We start from the raw sequence: 16,041 nt of genomic DNA on the forward strand, positions 1-16,041 counted from the left end.
TGTGACGTGACATGCGTGGCCGTCATCTCCCCCGCCCTGCCCTCAGGGCACTTGCTCCCTCGGAAGGAAGAGACGTGAGCAGACCCCGCATCGAGCGCGCCCGGAAACCGGTCGCGCTCGTGGCGTCGGCGGTCACCGCCGGCGCGCTGACCCTGGCGTTCGCCGGCAACCCCGCAAACGCCGAGCCGAAGCCCACCGACGTGCTGAAGAGCAGCAGCGTCGGCTGGACCCCCACCGACCAGGAGCGGCTGGCCGACGCCCGGGAGAAGGGCCAGAAGAGCGTCACGCTGCTGGTGGGCGCCGTGCCCGGCCAGTCCGCCACGGCCGCCGCCGGCCTCACCGCCCTCGGCGCCACCATCCTCTACCGGGACGACGACCTGGGCTACCTGCGCGCGGACGTGCCCACCGACCGCGCCGAGCGGGTCAACGCCCTGGCCGGCGTGCAGACCGCCGAGATCGACGCGGCGGTGCCGGTGCCGGACCCGACGCCGGAGGGCACCCAGGCGGTGACCCCGCAGCCCGCCCCGGGCGCCGGGACACCGCAGGACAACCCGTACCTGCCGATCCGGGACCTGGGCGCGACCCGGTTCATGGCCGACCACCCCACGCTGGACGGCCGCGGCGTGACCATCGGCATCCTGGACACCGGCGTCGACCTGTCGCACCCGGCGCTTCAGCAGACCACCACCGGCGAGCGCAAGGTCGTCGACTGGGTGACCTTCACCCACCCGACCAGCGACGGAGACCCCACCTGGGTCAGCATGAGCCGGAACGTCTCCGGCCCGACGTTCACCGTGGACGGCCGGACGTGGACCGCCCCGGCGGCATCCTCCTACCGCTTCGGCGTCTTCGACGAGCGCGACCCGAACCTCGGTGGCGAGGTCGGCAACGACGTCAACCGGGACGGCAACCCGGCCGGTAGCAGCGGCCTGTTCGGCGTGCTCTGGGACGGCGGCAGCAACGTCTGGGTGGACACCGACCAGGACGGCTCCTTCGCCGACCAGACCGCGATGACCGACTACAAGGCCCGCAACGATGTCGGCGCCTTCGGTACGGACAACCCGGCGACCGCGATCAACGAGTCGATGCCCTTCGTGGTGCAGGTCGACGGCAAGAACAAGTTCGTCAACATCGGCATCGTCTCCGGCGCCCACGGCTCGCACGTCGCCGGCATCACCGCCGGCAACAAGCTGTTCGGCGGCGCGATGACCGGCGTCGCCCCCGGCGCGAAGATCGTCTCCGTCCGGGTCTGCCTCTTCGTCGGCGGCTGCACCTCCAGCGCGCTGATCGAGGGCATGATCTACGCCGCCAAGCAGGCGAACGTCGACGTGATCAACATGTCGATCGGTGGGCTGCCGTCGCTCAACGACGGCAACAACACCAGGGCGCTGCTCTACAACCGACTCATCGACCAGTACAACGTGCAGATGTTCATCTCGGCCGGCAACAGCGGCCCGGGCCTCAACACCGTCGGTGACCCGGCGGTCGCCGAGCGGGTGCTGGCCATCGGCTCGTACATCACCGACGCCTCCTGGCGGGCCAACTACGGTTCCAGCTCCCCGTACGCCGAGAGCCTGCACTACTACAGCTCGCGCGGCCCGCGTGAGGACGGCGGCTTCAAGCCGAGCGTGGTCGCGCCGGGCTCGGCCATCTCCAGCGTGCCCACCTGGCAGGCGGGCGGCCCGGTCCCCGGCACGTACGACCTGCCGCCGGGCTACGCGATGTTCAACGGCACCTCGATGGCCTCGCCGCAGGCCGCGGGCGCGGGCGCGCTGCTGGTCGGCGCGGCCAAGGCGCAGGGCTTCCAGCGCAAGCCGGCCCAGCTCCGGCAGGCGATCATGTCCTCGGCCCGGTTCATCGACAACACCGGCGCGTACGAGCAGGGCGCGGGTCTGATCGACGTTCCGGCCGCGTACGAGCTGCTGCGCAAGAACGTCAAGACCGTCGACATCACCTCCTCCGTGCCGGTCAACACCCTGCTCTCCGGCTTCCTCGCGACGCCGGGCGTCGGGGTCGGCATCTACGACCGCGAGGGCGTGACCGTCGGTCGCGAGTACACCCGGACGTACACCTTCACCCGCACCAGCGGAGGGTCGAAGGCGATCACCTACAACCTGTCGTGGGTGGGCAACGACGGCACCTTCGCGACCGACGCGTCGGTGACGCTGCCGCTGAACAAGCCGGTGACGGTGACCGTGCGGATCAACCCGGCCGGCCCGGGTGCCCACTCGGCGGTGCTACGGCTGGACGACCCGGCCACCATCGGAATCGACTACCAGACGCTCAACACGGTGATCGCGCCGTACAGCTTCGTGGCGGGCGCCAACTACCAGGTCCGGATCAGCGACAAGGTGGGGCGCAACCAGTCCATGCACTACTTCTTCGCGGTGCCGGCGAACACCCCGGCGTTGAAGGTGGACTTCACCGGACCGGACGGCACGGCGGGCACGGGTCAGGCGCGTTTCCTGCGCTACCACCCGTACGGCGTGGCGATCGACAGCAACGCGTCGTCCTCCTGCTACTCGCCGAGCGCGGGCAGCTGCTCCACCGGTTCGCCGAACAGCCGCACCACCGCCAACCCGCTGGCCGGGGTCTGGGAGGTCACCGTGGACGGTCGGCGCACCTCGGACGCGGAGTGGACGCCGTTCACCCTGACCGCCTCGGTGCTCGGCGCTACGGTCACCCCGAACCCGGACGTGATCGAGGCGGCCCCGCTGAACACCCCGATGGCCCGGTCGTACACGCTGACCAGCACGCTCGGCTCGTTCACCGGCCGGGCGGTCGGCGGCGGCTCACTGGGTAGCGCCCGCCAGGGCACGTACACCATCGCCGCGCACGAGACCCAGGAGTACGACCTGACCGTGGCGCCGGGCTCGACCCAGCTGCGGGCGACCATCGGCGGCACCTCCGACCCGGGCGCCGACCTGGACCTGTACGTGCTGGACTGCACGTCCGGGACCTGCGTGACGGCCGGCCAGAGCGCCGACGGCGACTCGGAGGAGTCGGTCACCGTGGCCAACCCGAAGCCGGGTGCCTGGAAGGTCCGGGTCGACGGGTACGCGGTGCCCGCCGGCTCGACGACCTTCAACTACATCGACGTCTTCACCAACCCGGCCTTCGGCTCGGTGTCGGTGACCGACGCCAACGCGCCGCGCCCGACGGGTGCGACGTGGGAGGTCCCCGGCACGGTGATCGCGAAGGCGGCGCCGGAGAGCGGCCGGGTGCTCTACGGCGCCGTCCAGGTGCGTACCGACACCAACATTCTCATCGGCAGCGGTGACGTGATCGTCAAGAGCGTCGGCTGACGCCTGCGGCGGTGAGCCGGAAGGCCCGTCCCCGGTGGGGGCGGGCCTTCCGCGCGTCCGGGGCCGGTTCCTGGTCAGCGGCGCCGCCGACGTCCGCGCTCGCCTCAGGCGGGTCTCGCGGCCTCCACCACGAACGGGGTGCCCTGCTGGCAGGTGGTCATCATGTCGGGCTGCGCCTGACCGGTGACGGTCACCTTCGTACCCGGCCGCAGCACGTCGCGGGGGCCGCCGACCAGCAGGTACCCGTCGAGCAACAGGCAGTTGGGCTCCACCCCGGCCTCGACGGTGCCGGTGAGGGTCTGCGCCCCCGGGCCGGGCGGCAGACTCGGCCCGGTCGGTTTGGTCGTCGGCGGCACGGTCGGATCCACCGGGCCTGACGGGCCGCCGCTCGGGGAAACGGTCATCCGCGTGCCTCCTGGCGGCTCGGGGGGCGGGTTGCCGTTGTCGGTGCCCTGGCCCCCGCAGGCACCCAGGGCGGCGCAGAGGAGCAGGGCCGGTACCGCCGTCCGAAGGGTCTTCATACCGGATCGGACGTGCGCCGCCCGCATTCCGTTCCGCGCCGGTGGCCCGGGCACGCCGTCCGACTCAGGCCCGGGCGGTCGCCGCGGCCTTCATGTCCCGCTTGAGCTCCTGCGGCAGCGAGAAGGTCAGCCGCTCGTTGGCGGTGGTGATCTCGTCGACGTCGGTGAAGCCCCGCTCGGCCAGGTGCCCGAGCACCTGCTGGACCAGCTCGTCCGGCACGCTGGCGCCGGAGGTGACCCCGACGGTACGGGCGTCGGCCAGCCAGGCGTCGTCGATCTCGTGGGCGAAGTCGACCAGGTACCCGGCGCGGGCGCCGGCGTCCAGGGCGACCTCGACCAGGCGTACCGAGTTGGAGGAGTTGCGCGAGCCGACCACGATCACCACGTCGCAGTCCGGTGCGATCTCCTTGACCACGTGCTGCCGGTTGGAGGTGGCGTAGCAGATGTCGTCGCTGGGCGGCGACTGGAGCAGCGGCAGCCTCGTCTTGAGCCGGGCCACGGTCTCCAGCGTCTCGTCGACGGAGAGGGTGGTCTGGGAGAGCCAGACGACCTTGCTCGGGTCGCGCACCGTGACCTTGTCGACGCCGTCCGGGCCGTCCACCAGCTGGATGTGGGCGGGGGCCTCACCGGCGGTGCCGATGACCTCCTCGTGCCCCTCGTGCCCGATCAGCAGGATGTCGTAGTCCTCGGCGGCGAACCGGCGGGCCTCCTGGTGCACCTTGGTGACCAGCGGGCAGGTCGCGTCGATCGCCTTGAGCGAACGCTCCTTGGCCTGCGCGTAGACCTCGGGGGCGACGCCGTGCGCGGAGAAGATGACGGTGGCGCCCGCCGGCACCTCCTCGTTCTCCTCCACGAAGATCGCGCCCTTGGCCTCCAGGGTCCGCACCACATGCTTGTTGTGCACGATCTGCTTGCGGACGTAGATCGGGGCGCCGTAGAGCTTCAACGCCTCCTCGACGGTCTGCACCGCCCGGTCCACGCCCGCGCAGTAGCCGCGGGGCTTGGCCAGGAGCACGCGCTTACCGGTCCGGGGAGTGGTGTCAGGCTCAGTCACCCGACCATCGTACGTGCCCGGTTTTCACCCGGCAGCGGCCACGACCCGGAGCCGTCGTGGTACGGCCGGGGTACGGCCCGGCAGAACGCGGGCGGACCGGCAGCACCGACCAGGGTCCGCAAAGATCGACACCGCCGTCAACTTCATGATCGACGCGGGGGACGTCGGGGGTGGGACTTAGGGTGGGCGGGTGAGCGAGGTGGGGCAGGGCGGCGGAGAGCCGGGGCGGAGCACGTCGGACGAGCCGTGGCCGGTCCGGGTGGTCAGCCAGAAGATCGGCGCCTGGATCGCCCGGCTGGGCTGGGTCTGGGTGGACGGGCAGGTGGCGCAGATCAGCCGCCGGCCCGGCGCGACCACCGTCTTCCTCACCCTGCGTGACCCCTCGGCGGACCTCAGCCTCACCGTCACCACCAATCGCGACGTGCTCGACGCGGGTGCGCCCGAGCTGCGCGAGGGCGCCCGGGTCGTGCTGCACGCCAAGCCCGAGTTCTACGCCGCCCGGGGCACGCTCAGCCTGCGCGCCGACGAGATCCGCCAGGTCGGGCTCGGCGAGCTGCTGGCCCGGTTGGAGAAGCTCAAGAAGCTGCTCGCCGCCGAAGGGCTCTTCGAGCGGTCCCGCAAGCGACGCCCGCCGTTCCTGCCCGGCCGGATCGGGCTGATCACCGGCCGCGCCTCGGCCGCCGAGCGGGACGTGCTCACCAACGCCCGGCGGCGCTGGCCGGCGGTGGAGTTCCGGACCGTGAACGTCGCCGTGCAGGGGCCGAGCGCGGTGCCGCAGATCGTCGACGCGCTCAAGGTGCTCGACGCCGACCCGGCCGTCGACGTGATCGTCATCGCCCGGGGCGGCGGCAGCATCGAGGACCTGCTCCCCTTCTCCGACGAGGCGCTCTGCCGGGCGGTGTTCGCCTGCCGCACGCCGGTGGTCAGCGCGATCGGCCACGAGACCGACGCGCCGCTGCTGGACTACGTCGCCGACGTACGCGCCTCCACGCCGACCGACGCGGCCAAGCGGATCGTTCCCGACCTCACCGAGGAGGTCCGCCTCATCGGTCAGGCCCGGTCCCGGCTGGAGCGGGCGGTCCGCAACCTGGTCGACCGGGAGTCGCACCGCCTCGACCTGCTCCGCTCCCGACCGGTGCTGGCCCGCCCGCAGGTGATGGTCGACCAGCGGGCAACCGAGGTCACCGCGCTGCGCGACCGGGCCGGCCGCTGCCTGGACCACCGGCTCGGCGCGGCCGGCGACGACCTGCGGCACACCCTGGCCCGGCTGCGGGCCCTCTCCCCCGCGGCGACCCTCGACCGGGGATACGCGATCGTGCAGCGCGCCGACGGGCACGTGGTCCGTGCGGCGTCCGAGGTGGCCAAGGGCGACCCGCTGCGGGTACGCCTCGCCGAGGGCGAGCTCGCCGCGACCGTGGACGGCTGATGGGATGGGACCGATGAGTCACGAGAAGAAGGACGAGCGGCTCAGCTACGAGCAGGCCCGCGCCGAGCTGGCCCAGGTGGTCGAGCGGCTGGAGGCCGGCGGCACGTCGCTGGAGGAGTCGCTGGCGCTCTGGGAGCGCGGCGAGCAGCTCGCCGGGATCTGCCAACGCTGGCTGGACGGCGCGCGGGCCCGGATCGACGCCGCGCGGCAGCGCGCCGAGGAGTAGCCGGACGCGATCGACGGGACGGCGGTTCGGCCGTCCCGTCGATCGTGTCGTGCTCAGTTGAACAGGTTGTAGAACTCCGGCGGCGCCTCGACGACCTGGTCGGCCGGCGGCTTCTGGGCGGCGGTCGCGTTGCCGTAGTCCGAGTACGTGATCTTGATGTCCTGGGCGGCGTTCTGCCCGGCGGCCGGCACCTGGAGCACCAGCTCGCTGAGCCGGCCCTGCGGGTCGACCTTGGCGGTGAACGGGACGTCCTTCGCCTGCGCCCCGAGCGCGGTGATCACGGCCGGGTCGAGCGAGCCCGCCTGGGCCGCCTGCGACACGTCGACGGTGCCCGCATAGGTCCCGTCGCCGGTCTGCCGGACCTCGGTGATCCCCTCAGTCAGCACGGCGCTGCCGGCCGGGTCGAGCTGGTCGAAGTCGAAGCCGAGCGCCCGGTTGCCCTTGGTCCGGCTCTGGTCGAGGTGCTGGTACTTGCCGAGGTTGAGCTTCTGCACGCCGGGGATGCTGCTCGCGGCCTTGCCACCGAGCTCCAGCTTCACCCAGCTGTCCGGCTTGAAGTGGATCAGGTCCAGCTTCATCATCAGGTCGGAGGACGGGTCACCGATCGTCATCCGCATCTGCGCGCTCTGGCTCGGCTGATGCACCTGCCCCTCAGCCGTGGAGCCCGCGCCGGACATGGTGAACCGGAAGTTTCCCTGGCGGATGGCATTGGTGGAGTCGAGCAGCGCCTGCTTGGCGTCGCCGGTGCCCGGCGTACCGCTCGGGGCGATGCTGTTCGAGACCGTGGGGGACGCGGAGGCCCCCGCCTCGCCGGTCCCGGTGTCGTTGCAGGCCGTCAGGCCGGGGACAAGCAGCGCCGCGGCGAAGGCCGCCGCGCTGAGGCGTCGAATCTTCACGTGAACCTCTCCAGGTGGGTCGTCCGGCCCACGAGGTGCCGGAGGCTGGCGCCGCAGCCCTCACGGCGGCTCCGGCGCACGAGCCCGTCCGGCCGCCGTTGCGGCCTGGTCGGCTCGTGCCCTCTTCTGTTCCCTGAAGCGGTGTTCCGCAATCCCTGTCCGGTGTGACCGGTCGGGCGGGGCGCCGGATGGCACCCCCGCCCGGGCCCGGATCAGGCCTTGAACATCTCGTAGACGTTGTCGGACGCCTCGACGACCTGGTTGGACGGCGGCGCCTGGACGGCGGTGGCGGAGCCGTAGTCGGCGTAGTTGACGGTCACCGTCGACGCCGGGATGCTGCCTGCGGCGGGCACCTCGACGGCGAACTCGGTCAGCCGACCCTGCGGGTCGAGCTTCGCGGTGAACGGTACGGCCTTGGCCTTGTCGCCGAGGGTCTTGATCGCCTCGGCGTCGAGCACGTCCGAGTCGGTCGCCTTGGTGGCGTCGAGGGTGCCCGCGTACGTGCCCTCACCGGTCTTCTTGACGTCGGTGATCGCGTCGATCATCTTGTCGCTGCCCGCCGGGTCGACGTCCGCGAAGTCGAAGTTCAGCTCGTCGGCGTCCTTGATCTTGCTGCGGTCCAGGTGCTGGTACTTGTCCTTCATCTCCTTGAAGCCGGGGATCGAGTCGGCCATCGCACCGAAGTCGAGCTTGACCCAGCTGTCGGCGTCGATGAAGACCAGGTGCATCTTCATGTCGTCACCGGAGCCCGCACCGCTGCTGAGCTTCATCTCGGCGCTCTTGGACGGCATGTGCACCGTGCCCTCGCCGTTGAACTCGCCGCCGGAGATGGTGAAGGTGAAGTTGCCCTTCTTGATCTCCTCGGTGGAGGCGGCCAGCGCCTCCTTCGGGTCGGCGGGGACCGCCGGGGCGGCGGACTTGCTCTCGGCGGCCGGCGAGTCGGCCTCGGTCTTGCAGGCGGCCAGGCCGGGCACGAACAGGGCGGCGGCGAGGACGCCGACGCTCCACCGTCGAAGGTTCACGTTGTATCTCTTTCCGGTGAGCTGTCCGGGACACGTCACGTGTGCCGGTTTGCCAAACCGGGGCAGCGTAACGGAACGGTCCGACTACCGAGGGGCGGCGGGCCGCCGCCGGTCAGCGCAACGCGGTCGCGAGCTGCCGCAACTCGTTCTCGCGGGCGTCGCCGATCACGATCACCGTACGGTTCGGCTCCAGCAGCACGAGGGCCTGCTCGTTGTCCCGCGCGGTGTAGCGCTGCCAGCTGCCGCCGGGCAGGTCCGCCGGTCCCTGTGGCTGGCCGCCCTTCAGCTCGGCCGGCAGCAGCTTGTCGGCCGGCACGCTGCTCTCCACGAGCTGCGCGCCCCGGCCCTCCGGGGTCACGTAGCCGATCCGCAGCGTCGCGCCGCCCGACTCGGCCCGGTAGCGGGCGTTGACGGTACGCCAGCCCGCACCGAGTCCTTCGGGCTGGCTGACCGGGAAGGCACCGGCCGCCCGGGCCTGCTCGACGGCGGGCGCCGGGTCGACGGTCGCCGGCTCGTCCCCGCCGAGGAAACCCCGGTAGAAGGCGAGCAGCAGCACGATCGGGACCAGCAGGACCAGCAGCGAGAGGGCCATGTCCCGGGGCGACCGCTCGGAGCGTGCCTTCTCCCTGCGGGCGGGCAGGGCGGGCTGGTCGCCCGAGACGGCCGGGTGGCTGCTCGCGCCACCCCGGGCCGCCCCCTCGACCGGCTCGACCAGAGCCGGCTCGCCGGCGGCCGGCGGCGCGGGCGACGGCTCGACCAGAGCCGGTTCGCCGACCTCGGGGGCCGGGCCGGCGGTCGACCGGACCGGCGGCTGGCCGTCCGGCGGAGTGGCGTCGGTCGGTACACGGTCGGCAGGGTGTGCGGGTTCCACCCGGCCATTCTCGCAGCCCTCCGGGTGACGTGATCCTGGCCTCCTCCGCCCCGCTCCGACGCGGAACCTGAGATCGTGTGAGGATCAGCGACAAAGCCGGCGGCGGCGACGGCCGTGTACCGCCGGTCCACCCCGCAACGTCGCGAGGAGGAAGCCGTGATGACAACCACCAGGACGCGGACCCCCCAGAACCTCGACCGCAACCTCGCCCTCGACCTGGTCCGGGTCACCGAGGCCGCGGCGATGGCCGCCGGCCGCTGGGTCGGCCGGGGCGACAAGGAAGGCGGCGACGGCGCAGCCGTCGACGCCATGCGCAAGCTGATCAACTCGATCCCGATGCGGGGCGTCGTGGTGATCGGCGAGGGCGAGAAGGACAACGCCCCGATGCTCTTCAACGGCGAGGAGGTCGGCGACGGGACCGGTCCGGAGGTGGACGTGGCGGTCGACCCGATCGACGGCACCACCCTGATGAGCAAGGGCATGCCGAACGCCCTCGCGGTGCTCGCGGTGGCCGAGCGCGGCGCGATGTTCGACCCGAGCGCCGTCTTCTACATGGAGAAGCTGGCCGTCGGCCCGATGTACGCCGACGTGGTCGACATCAACGCCGGGGTGGCCGAGAACATCCGACGGATCGCCAAGGTCAAGGGCTCCGACGCCGCCGAGGTAACGGTCTGCGTGCTGGACCGGCCGCGCCACGACGACCTCGTGAAGCAGATCCGGCGTACCGGGGCGGGCATCCGGTTCATCTCCGACGGCGACATCGCCGGCGCCATCGCGGCGGCCCGGGGCGAGTCCGACGTCGACGTGCTGATGGGCATCGGTGGCACCCCGGAGGGCATCACCGCGGCCTGCGCCCTCAAGTGCATGGGCGGCATGATGCAGGCCAAGCTGTGGCCGAAGGACGCCGAGGAGCGGGAGAAGGCGCTCGCCGCCGGGCACGACCTGGACCGGGTGCTGCTCACCGACGACCTGGTCACCGGGGACAACTGCTTCTTCGTGGCCACCGGGGTCACCTCGGGCGACCTGCTGCGTGGCGTCCGCTACCGGGCGGGTGGGGCGTACACCCAGTCGATCGTGATGCGTTCGAAGAGCGGCACGATCCGGGTCATCGACTCGTACCACCGGCTGGAGAAGCTCGCCCTCTACTCGGCGGTCGACTTCGACGGCCGGCCCCTGGCCGAACAGGAGTGACCACGACCGGGACGCCGCCGCCCGCACCACGGGCCGGGCAGCGCAACTCGGCTGCTCACGTTCCGGGCGGCCGACGGTTGACGCGGGTGGGGGCGGCGGGGTCCCGGTGGATGCGACCGGTGGCGCTGGACAGCGGGCCGCCGTTGCCGCCCCAACGGTTCGCGATGATCTCGGCGGCGATGCTGACCGCGGTTTCCTCCGGGGTGCGTGCGCCCAGGTTCAACCCGATCGGCGAGGCAAGCCGGGCAAGAGCCGATTCCGGCACGCCGGCCTCGCGCAGCCGGGTCATCCGCTCGTCGTGGGTACGCCGCGAGCCCATCGCGCCGACGTACGCCAACGGCAGGTCGAGGGCGACCCGTAACACCGGCACGTCGAACTTGGGATCGTGGGTGAGCACACAGACGACGGTACGCTCGTCGGTCCGGCCCGCCTCGGCCTCGGCGGCCAGGTAGCGGTGCGGCCAGTCGACAACCACCTCGCTGGCGTCGGGAAACCGTCGCGGGGTGGCGAAGGTCGGCCGGGCGTCGCAGACGGTGACCCGGTAGTTGAGGAAGACACCGACGCGGGCGACGGCGGCGGCGAAGTCGATCGCCCCGAACACGATCATCCTGGGGCGGGGCGCGAACGCGCTGACCAGGACCGTCAGGCCGCTGCCGCGCCGCTGCCCGTCGACCCCGTAGTGCAGCGGGCCGGTGCTTCCGAGGGCCAGCATGCCGCGCGCGTCGTCGGCGACAGCGGCGTCGATCCGGGCCGAGCCGAGCGTGCCGAGGCACCCGTCGGCCGTGACCATCAGGTGCCGGCCGAGTCGCCCGGCTGGGCCTTCGATGCAGGTCACCGCCGCCGCGGGACGTTCCGCGGTGATCGCGGCGGCCACCTCCGGCAGCTCGGGGAAGCGGTCCCGGTCGACCCGCTCGACGAACACGTCGATGATGCCGCCGCAGGTCAGGCCGACGGCGAACGCGTCGTCGTCGCTGACGCCGTACCGCGCCGTCCGGGGCTCGCCGGACACCTGGACCTGCTGGCACAGCTCGTAAACGTCGGCCTCGACGCAGCCACCGGAGACGCTGCCCACGGCGGTACCGTCCGGGCCGACCAGCATCGTCGCGCCGGCCGGCCGTGGCGCGCTCCGCCAGGTCCCGGTCACGGTCGCCATGGCCACCGGTTGTCCGGCGCGCCACCAGCGCAGCAGCTCGTCCAGGACCTCACGCATCGGGCACCACGTCCAGGTCGCGGTCGTCGGCCACGTCGGCGCACGGCACCACCCGCACCGCCGCGCGGTTGGCCTGCAGGTACGCTCGCGCGCCGACATCACCCACCGCCAAGAGGCCCACGCCCGCCCAGTGGTCGCGGCCGAGCAGCACCGGATGACCGGCACGTTTCTGGCCGTATCCGGCCACGACCAGGTTGGCCCGGCCGGCGTCGGCGGCAACCCGACGCACCGCCGCAGCCGTCACGCCCGGCATGTCGACCAGCAGCACCACCGTCGCGGTGGCATCGGTGTCGGCGAGCGCGGCCAGCCCGGCCCGGAGCGAGGATCCCATGCCCGTTTCCCAGAGCGAATTGTCCACCGCGATGACGCCGTCGAGGTCGGCCCGGGCACGGATCTCGCCGGCAGCCGCACCGAGCACCACGACGATGGGCGAACAGCGCGCCTGGCGGAGTACCGCGACGGACCGTTCGACGAGCAGTTGCCCGGAGCGTCGGACGAGCGCCTTCGGCATCCCGTAGCGCCGGCCGGCGCCCGCGGCGAGGACCAGTCCCGCCGTGGTCATCCCCGGTCCCGGGTCCGCCGACGGATTTCGGTGGTCATGCCTGCTGCCCTCCCCACGCGCCGCGGCCGGTGCCCGCCGGTTGGCCGGTCACCCATCCGCAGCATGCACCGGCGGCGCGGCCGACGCCAAAGCGGACAGCGCGGCGATGAAGCACTCCACCGGCGGCTGGACGAGACCGGCGCCGACCTGCCCGGTGCCGGCCACCCGGCCGGCGATGCCGGTGTTGATCTGGGGGCGCAGGCCCGTACGGGCCACGGAGACGACGTCGATGCCGGTCGGCGCGCCACGGAAGTCGAGGATCGGCAGCGCGTACGCCGGGTTCTCGGCAATGGTGATCTCATACATCTCCGCGGTGGTGCGCAAGGCGTCGGGCACGGTGCCGCCGACAAAGCGGACGATCGCCGGTGCGCCGGCCATGGCGAAGCCGCCCAGCCCGGCCGTCTCGGTGATCGCCGAGTCACCGATGTCCGGGTTGGCGTCGTCCGGGCCGTACGCGCCGAGGAACAGCCCGGACGGCACCTCGGCCGGGCCGGTGAACCAGGCGTCGCCGGTACCCGAGACCTGGATCCCGAAGTCGCTACCGTTGCGGGCCATCGCGGTGACCACCGTGGCACCGGGAATGCCCGCTGCCGCCGCCGTCTGCAGTTTCGCCGCCGGCATGACGAGGTTGAGGAAGAAGTGGTCGTTTCCGCCGACGAACCGGGCGACCTCGGCGACATCGGCGGCCGGCAGCCCCGCGTCGACCAGGTGCGGAAGCAGGTCGCGCAGCAGCATGAGGGTGCCGGCCCGGTTGCGGTTGTGGCCCTCGTCGCCCATCTGCACCATCTGCCCGATGATCGCCTTGACGTCGATCGGTCCGCTGCGTCGCAGCGCCGTCCGCAGCGCGGGTCCCAGCACCACCGACATCCAGCGGAGCCGGTCGAGCACGTCGGGGGAATAGGCACCGTAGCGCAACACCTTGCCGAGGCCCTCGTTGAGGCTGCACCAGCTCATCCGGTCGTGGGTCTCGTCGCGCAGCACGAACACCCACATCGAGGGCGAGACGACGCCGGCCATCGGCCCGACCCCGCCGCGGGCATGACAGGGTTCGAACTGCACGCGCCCGGCGGCGAGCAGCGCCGACGCTTCGTCTGGGGAATCCGCCAGACCCTCAAAGAGCATCGCGCCGATCAACGCACCGCGCATCGGCCCGGATGCGCGCTCCCAGGTGACCGGGGGCCCGGCGTGGCAGAACTGCCCCGGCCGCAGCCCGAGCACCTCGGCGGCCGGGCGGACGTCGACCAGGGCCGCGCCCGCCGCGAGCATCCGCCGGGTCGCCTCGGCGTTCGCGGCACCGCGGCGTGGGTCGGCGAGGACCCGGGCGAGGGCCTCCTCGGTGCCCGCGAGCGGCGGCTGCCACTGCACCGGCAGGTGCGCGACGGCCTGTGCGGCCAGCGCCTCGTCGAGCAGGCCGACGCCCGCGGTCACGATCCGGGGTTCGGCGGCGAGGTCGATCATGGGGCGGCCTCCGGAGACGCGAGCTGGGCGGGGTGACTCACCAGGTGGGCGGCGTGCCGGGCCGCCTCGGCGTTGGACGCGAAGACAACGGCCCCGGCCTCGCGTAGCGAGGCGGCCTGCCGGTGGAGGCCCTGTGGATCGCTCGCCGTGCCGACCAGCGAAACGACGACGGGGACGCGCGCGGCGGCGATCGCCGGCGCGAACTCCACGGCCGGGTCCGGGTGCGAGCCGTGCCCGAGTACGACGTCCAGCAGCACCACACCGCACGCCGGATCGGCGGCTTCGACGCGGAGCCGGTCGACGCGCCCAGCGCAGTCCATCATCGGATGCGGGCGGCCCCGGGTCAGCGCGTCGTCGCCAAAATCAATCATCGTGTGGCCGTCCGCGGTCAGGTCGGCCGGCAGGGCCCACTCCGGCCGCAGCGGGATGTTCGAACGTACGGGTCCCAGCGCCCCACTCACGATGAGCATCGCCTCGTCGCAGAGTGTCCCGCCAGAGAACAGCCCGCGCAGCGCCCGTCCGGTACCGGCCGGCGGCGTGGCCGGCAGCCAGGTTGGCCAGGGCGACGGGACCGGGGTGCCGAGCCGGCGCAGCACGTCGGCGGCGACCGCGGTCAGGTCGGGGCGGCCCGCACCGAGCAACGCGAACACCACCGGCGTCGCCAGGCGCGCGGCGTGCTCACGCACCCGGCTGACGACCTCGGGCGCCGGGGGTTTGGAGATCACCACGATGAGTTCGGTGGCGTCGTCGGCGTCGAGCGCGTCGAGCGCGTCGAGCGTGCTCCGGCCCGCCACGGCCGCCGACAGGTCCCGCCCGCCCACGCCGAGGGCGTGCGACACACCGACCCCGGCCGCGTCGAGCAGGCACATCATGTGTTGGGCGCCGGTGCCGGACGCGGCGACCAGCCCCACCGGTCCGGGGCGTACGACGTTGGCGAACCCGAGCCCGACCCCGCCGATCACCGCCGTGCCGCAGTCGGGCCCCATCGCGAGCAGCCCGCGCGCCGAGGCGGCTTCCTTGAGCCGGATCTCCTCGGCGATCGGGACGTTGTCGGAGAACACCATCACCGACGTGCCGGCCGCCAGCGCGTCCATCGCGTCGGCGAACGCGTACCGGCCGGGTGTGGAGACAAGTGTCAGGTTCGCCCCGAGCCGCCGTACGGCGGAACCGACCGTGCGCGGCGCGACCTCCGGCGTGCCCGCGGCCGGGGCGGCCACGGCGTCCAGTTCGGCGTCGAGCCGGGCGAGCGCGGCCCGCAGCGCGTCGTCGTCGGCGGCGGCGACCGCGACCAGCAGGTCGTTGGGTGTGGCATCCGGTGGCGGCGGGAACCCCAGGCCGGCGGCGAGGTCGAGGTTGAGCGGGGTCGCCATGGCGACGAGCCCGGCCGAAACCCCTGGGGTGCCGTTGACCGCGCGGCTGACCTGCATCAGGCGCACCGAGTCGCGATAGCTGCCGCGCCGTAGTTCGACATGGCTGGTCATGCGGTCACCTCACCGGAAATCGTCGAGACGGCGCGTACCCCGTGCGCCAGACCGGCACCGGAGGTGTGGCCGACGCGCAGCAGCGCCTCCGCCGCCCCCGGTGCGCCGGTGAGCAGGGCGGCCAACTGCGGGACGCATTCGCCGCGCGCGGCGTGCCAGAGCAGCGCGGCGGAGACGAACGCGGTGCGCCGGAACGCCTCCCGCATGACCTCCGCGGCCAGCGTGGGGCCCGCGGGTGAGCCGGTCGCCAGGAGCGTGACGAGTGCCCCGGCGAGCACGTCGTCCCCGAGCGGGGTCAGCCCGGGTCCGCGTCCGAGGAGTTCGGCGACCGGCCCGGCGAGCGACGTTCCGGCCGCGAGGGCCGCCGCGAGCCGGCTGACCGCGGTGGCGGTCGCGGGGTCGAGCGGCGGCAGGTAGGTAATGGGGAGCCGACCGCTGGCCCGCGGGCGGGCCGGGCGCCACCAACGCGCCGGCCGGTACGCCGTCCCACCCACCGTCAGCTCGCCGCCGCCGAGCGACCCGGTGTCGCCTATTCGCAGCTCGGGCGGGGGCGCGTCGGTACCGAGGACGAGCGCGCACGGCACCCGGACCGCACGCGGGGTCGACAGGCAGACCGCGGGGCACGCGGGGTCGTCGGTCCGTAGATAGACCGCATGGGCGGTGACGGCGGCGACGGCGACCGGATGCCGGGGACGCAGCAGTACCGGGGCGACCGACGCCGCGGCGGCGACCGGACGAAGCCGCATACGGACACCTCCTCCTCACTGAGGGTGTCCTGA

The 16,041-nt window shown here is 72.9% G+C and carries 14 protein-coding genes; 4 read left to right on the top strand and 10 right to left on the bottom strand.

All coding sequences use genetic code 11. The features are described from left to right. Positions 1 to 74: 74 nt before the first annotated feature. Entirely contained in the window at positions 75 to 3,305 is a 3,231-nt protein-coding gene (locus ACL02O_RS09565) for a S8 family serine peptidase (protein ID WP_412817635.1), read from the top strand. 104 nt (positions 3,306 to 3,409) lie between these two features. Here ACL02O_RS09565 and ACL02O_RS09570 read toward each other — a convergent pair whose 3' ends face one another. Together ACL02O_RS09570 and ACL02O_RS09575 are read right to left on the bottom strand one after the other, a co-directional pair. Further along, the gene (locus tag ACL02O_RS09570; RefSeq protein ID WP_412817636.1) at positions 3,410 to 3,826 is read right to left on the bottom strand and encodes a hypothetical protein; all 417 of its coding nucleotides are present in this window, start codon (positions 3,824 to 3,826) and stop codon (positions 3,410 to 3,412) included. Between the two features lie 64 nt (positions 3,827 to 3,890). Continuing rightward, entirely contained in the window at positions 3,891 to 4,880 is a 990-nt protein-coding gene (locus ACL02O_RS09575) for a 4-hydroxy-3-methylbut-2-enyl diphosphate reductase (protein ID WP_412817637.1), read from the bottom strand. Between the two features lie 190 nt (positions 4,881 to 5,070). Here ACL02O_RS09575 and xseA point away from each other — a divergent pair, with 190 nt between their 5' ends. Together xseA and ACL02O_RS09585 are read left to right on the top strand one after the other, a co-directional pair. Further along, on the top strand, positions 5,071 to 6,306 hold the full coding sequence (gene xseA, locus ACL02O_RS09580) for an exodeoxyribonuclease VII large subunit (protein WP_412817638.1): 1,236 nt from the start codon (positions 5,071 to 5,073) through the stop codon (positions 6,304 to 6,306). A 13-nt stretch (positions 6,307 to 6,319) separates the two neighbouring features. After that, positions 6,320 to 6,532 carry an exodeoxyribonuclease VII small subunit gene (locus tag ACL02O_RS09585; RefSeq protein WP_412817639.1) on the top strand — a complete coding sequence of 71 codons (213 nt, stop codon included), beginning with the start codon at positions 6,320 to 6,322 and terminating at the stop codon, positions 6,530 to 6,532. A gap of 53 nt (positions 6,533 to 6,585) precedes the next feature. Here ACL02O_RS09585 and ACL02O_RS09590 read toward each other — a convergent pair whose 3' ends face one another. The 3 genes from ACL02O_RS09590 to ACL02O_RS09600 form a co-directional block, all read right to left on the bottom strand. Continuing rightward, positions 6,586 to 7,428 carry a hypothetical protein gene (locus ACL02O_RS09590; protein ID WP_412817640.1) on the bottom strand — a complete coding sequence of 281 codons (843 nt, stop codon included), beginning with the start codon at positions 7,426 to 7,428 and terminating at the stop codon, positions 6,586 to 6,588. Between the two features lie 212 nt (positions 7,429 to 7,640). Then, entirely contained in the window at positions 7,641 to 8,450 is an 810-nt protein-coding gene (locus ACL02O_RS09595; RefSeq protein WP_412817641.1) for a hypothetical protein, read from the bottom strand. A 112-nt stretch (positions 8,451 to 8,562) separates the two neighbouring features. Further along, complete coding sequence (locus tag ACL02O_RS09600) at positions 8,563 to 9,321, bottom strand: DUF4245 domain-containing protein (RefSeq protein ID WP_412817642.1); 759 nt, start codon at positions 9,319 to 9,321, stop codon at positions 8,563 to 8,565. A gap of 159 nt (positions 9,322 to 9,480) precedes the next feature. On the opposite strand from ACL02O_RS09600, the gene glpX reads away from it, so the two are divergent. After that, positions 9,481 to 10,512, top strand: a complete 1,032-nt coding sequence (gene glpX, locus ACL02O_RS09605) for a class II fructose-bisphosphatase (RefSeq protein ID WP_412817643.1) — start codon at positions 9,481 to 9,483, stop codon at positions 10,510 to 10,512. Between the two features lie 55 nt (positions 10,513 to 10,567). Here glpX and ACL02O_RS09610 read toward each other — a convergent pair whose 3' ends face one another. The 5 genes from ACL02O_RS09610 to ACL02O_RS09630 form a co-directional block, all read right to left on the bottom strand. Next, positions 10,568 to 11,722, bottom strand: coding sequence for an XdhC family protein (locus ACL02O_RS09610; protein ID WP_412817644.1), 1,155 nt, complete (start codon positions 11,720 to 11,722; stop codon positions 10,568 to 10,570). Further along, positions 11,715 to 12,284, bottom strand: a complete 570-nt coding sequence (locus tag ACL02O_RS09615) for a nucleotidyltransferase family protein (RefSeq protein WP_412817645.1) — start codon at positions 12,282 to 12,284, stop codon at positions 11,715 to 11,717. The genes ACL02O_RS09610 and ACL02O_RS09615 overlap by 8 nt, the downstream gene beginning before the upstream one ends. A gap of 87 nt (positions 12,285 to 12,371) precedes the next feature. Further along, positions 12,372 to 13,781 carry a YlbE family protein gene (locus ACL02O_RS09620; protein WP_412817646.1) on the bottom strand — a complete coding sequence of 470 codons (1,410 nt, stop codon included), beginning with the start codon at positions 13,779 to 13,781 and terminating at the stop codon, positions 12,372 to 12,374. Further along, on the bottom strand, positions 13,778 to 15,262 hold the full coding sequence (locus ACL02O_RS09625; RefSeq protein ID WP_412817647.1) for a hypothetical protein: 1,485 nt from the start codon (positions 15,260 to 15,262) through the stop codon (positions 13,778 to 13,780). Before ACL02O_RS09625 ends, ACL02O_RS09620 begins: the two co-directional genes overlap by 4 nt. Further along, positions 15,259 to 16,008 (bottom strand): oxamate carbamoyltransferase subunit AllH family protein, encoded by a 750-nt coding sequence (locus ACL02O_RS09630; protein ID WP_412817648.1) that lies wholly within the window; start codon positions 16,006 to 16,008, stop codon positions 15,259 to 15,261. Before ACL02O_RS09630 ends, ACL02O_RS09625 begins: the two co-directional genes overlap by 4 nt. Positions 16,009 to 16,041: the final 33 nt, after the last annotated feature.

The sequence above is a fragment of the Micromonospora mangrovicola genome (assembly GCF_047200535.1).
Classification (GTDB): Bacteria; Actinomycetota; Actinomycetes; order Mycobacteriales; family Micromonosporaceae; genus Micromonospora.

Excerpts from the sequence above, each read along its gene's own strand:
- ACL02O_RS09585 (WP_412817639.1), top strand. The coding sequence starts at position 6,320 with ATGAGTCACGAGAAGAAGGACGAGCGGCTCAGCTACGAGCAGGCCCGC.
- glpX (WP_412817643.1), top strand. The coding sequence starts at position 9,481 with ATGACAACCACCAGGACGCGGACCCCCCAGAACCTCGACCGCAACCTC.
- ACL02O_RS09570 (WP_412817636.1), bottom strand. The coding sequence starts at position 3,826 with ATGAAGACCCTTCGGACGGCGGTACCGGCCCTGCTCCTCTGCGCCGCC.
- ACL02O_RS09630 (WP_412817648.1), bottom strand. The coding sequence starts at position 16,008 with ATGCGGCTTCGTCCGGTCGCCGCCGCGGCGTCGGTCGCCCCGGTACTG.
- ACL02O_RS09625 (WP_412817647.1), bottom strand. The coding sequence starts at position 15,262 with ATGACCAGCCATGTCGAACTACGGCGCGGCAGCTATCGCGACTCGGTG.
- ACL02O_RS09610 (WP_412817644.1), bottom strand. The coding sequence starts at position 11,722 with ATGCGTGAGGTCCTGGACGAGCTGCTGCGCTGGTGGCGCGCCGGACAA.
- ACL02O_RS09615 (WP_412817645.1), bottom strand. The coding sequence starts at position 12,284 with ATGACCACGGCGGGACTGGTCCTCGCCGCGGGCGCCGGCCGGCGCTAC.
- ACL02O_RS09620 (WP_412817646.1), bottom strand. The coding sequence starts at position 13,781 with ATGATCGACCTCGCCGCCGAACCCCGGATCGTGACCGCGGGCGTCGGC.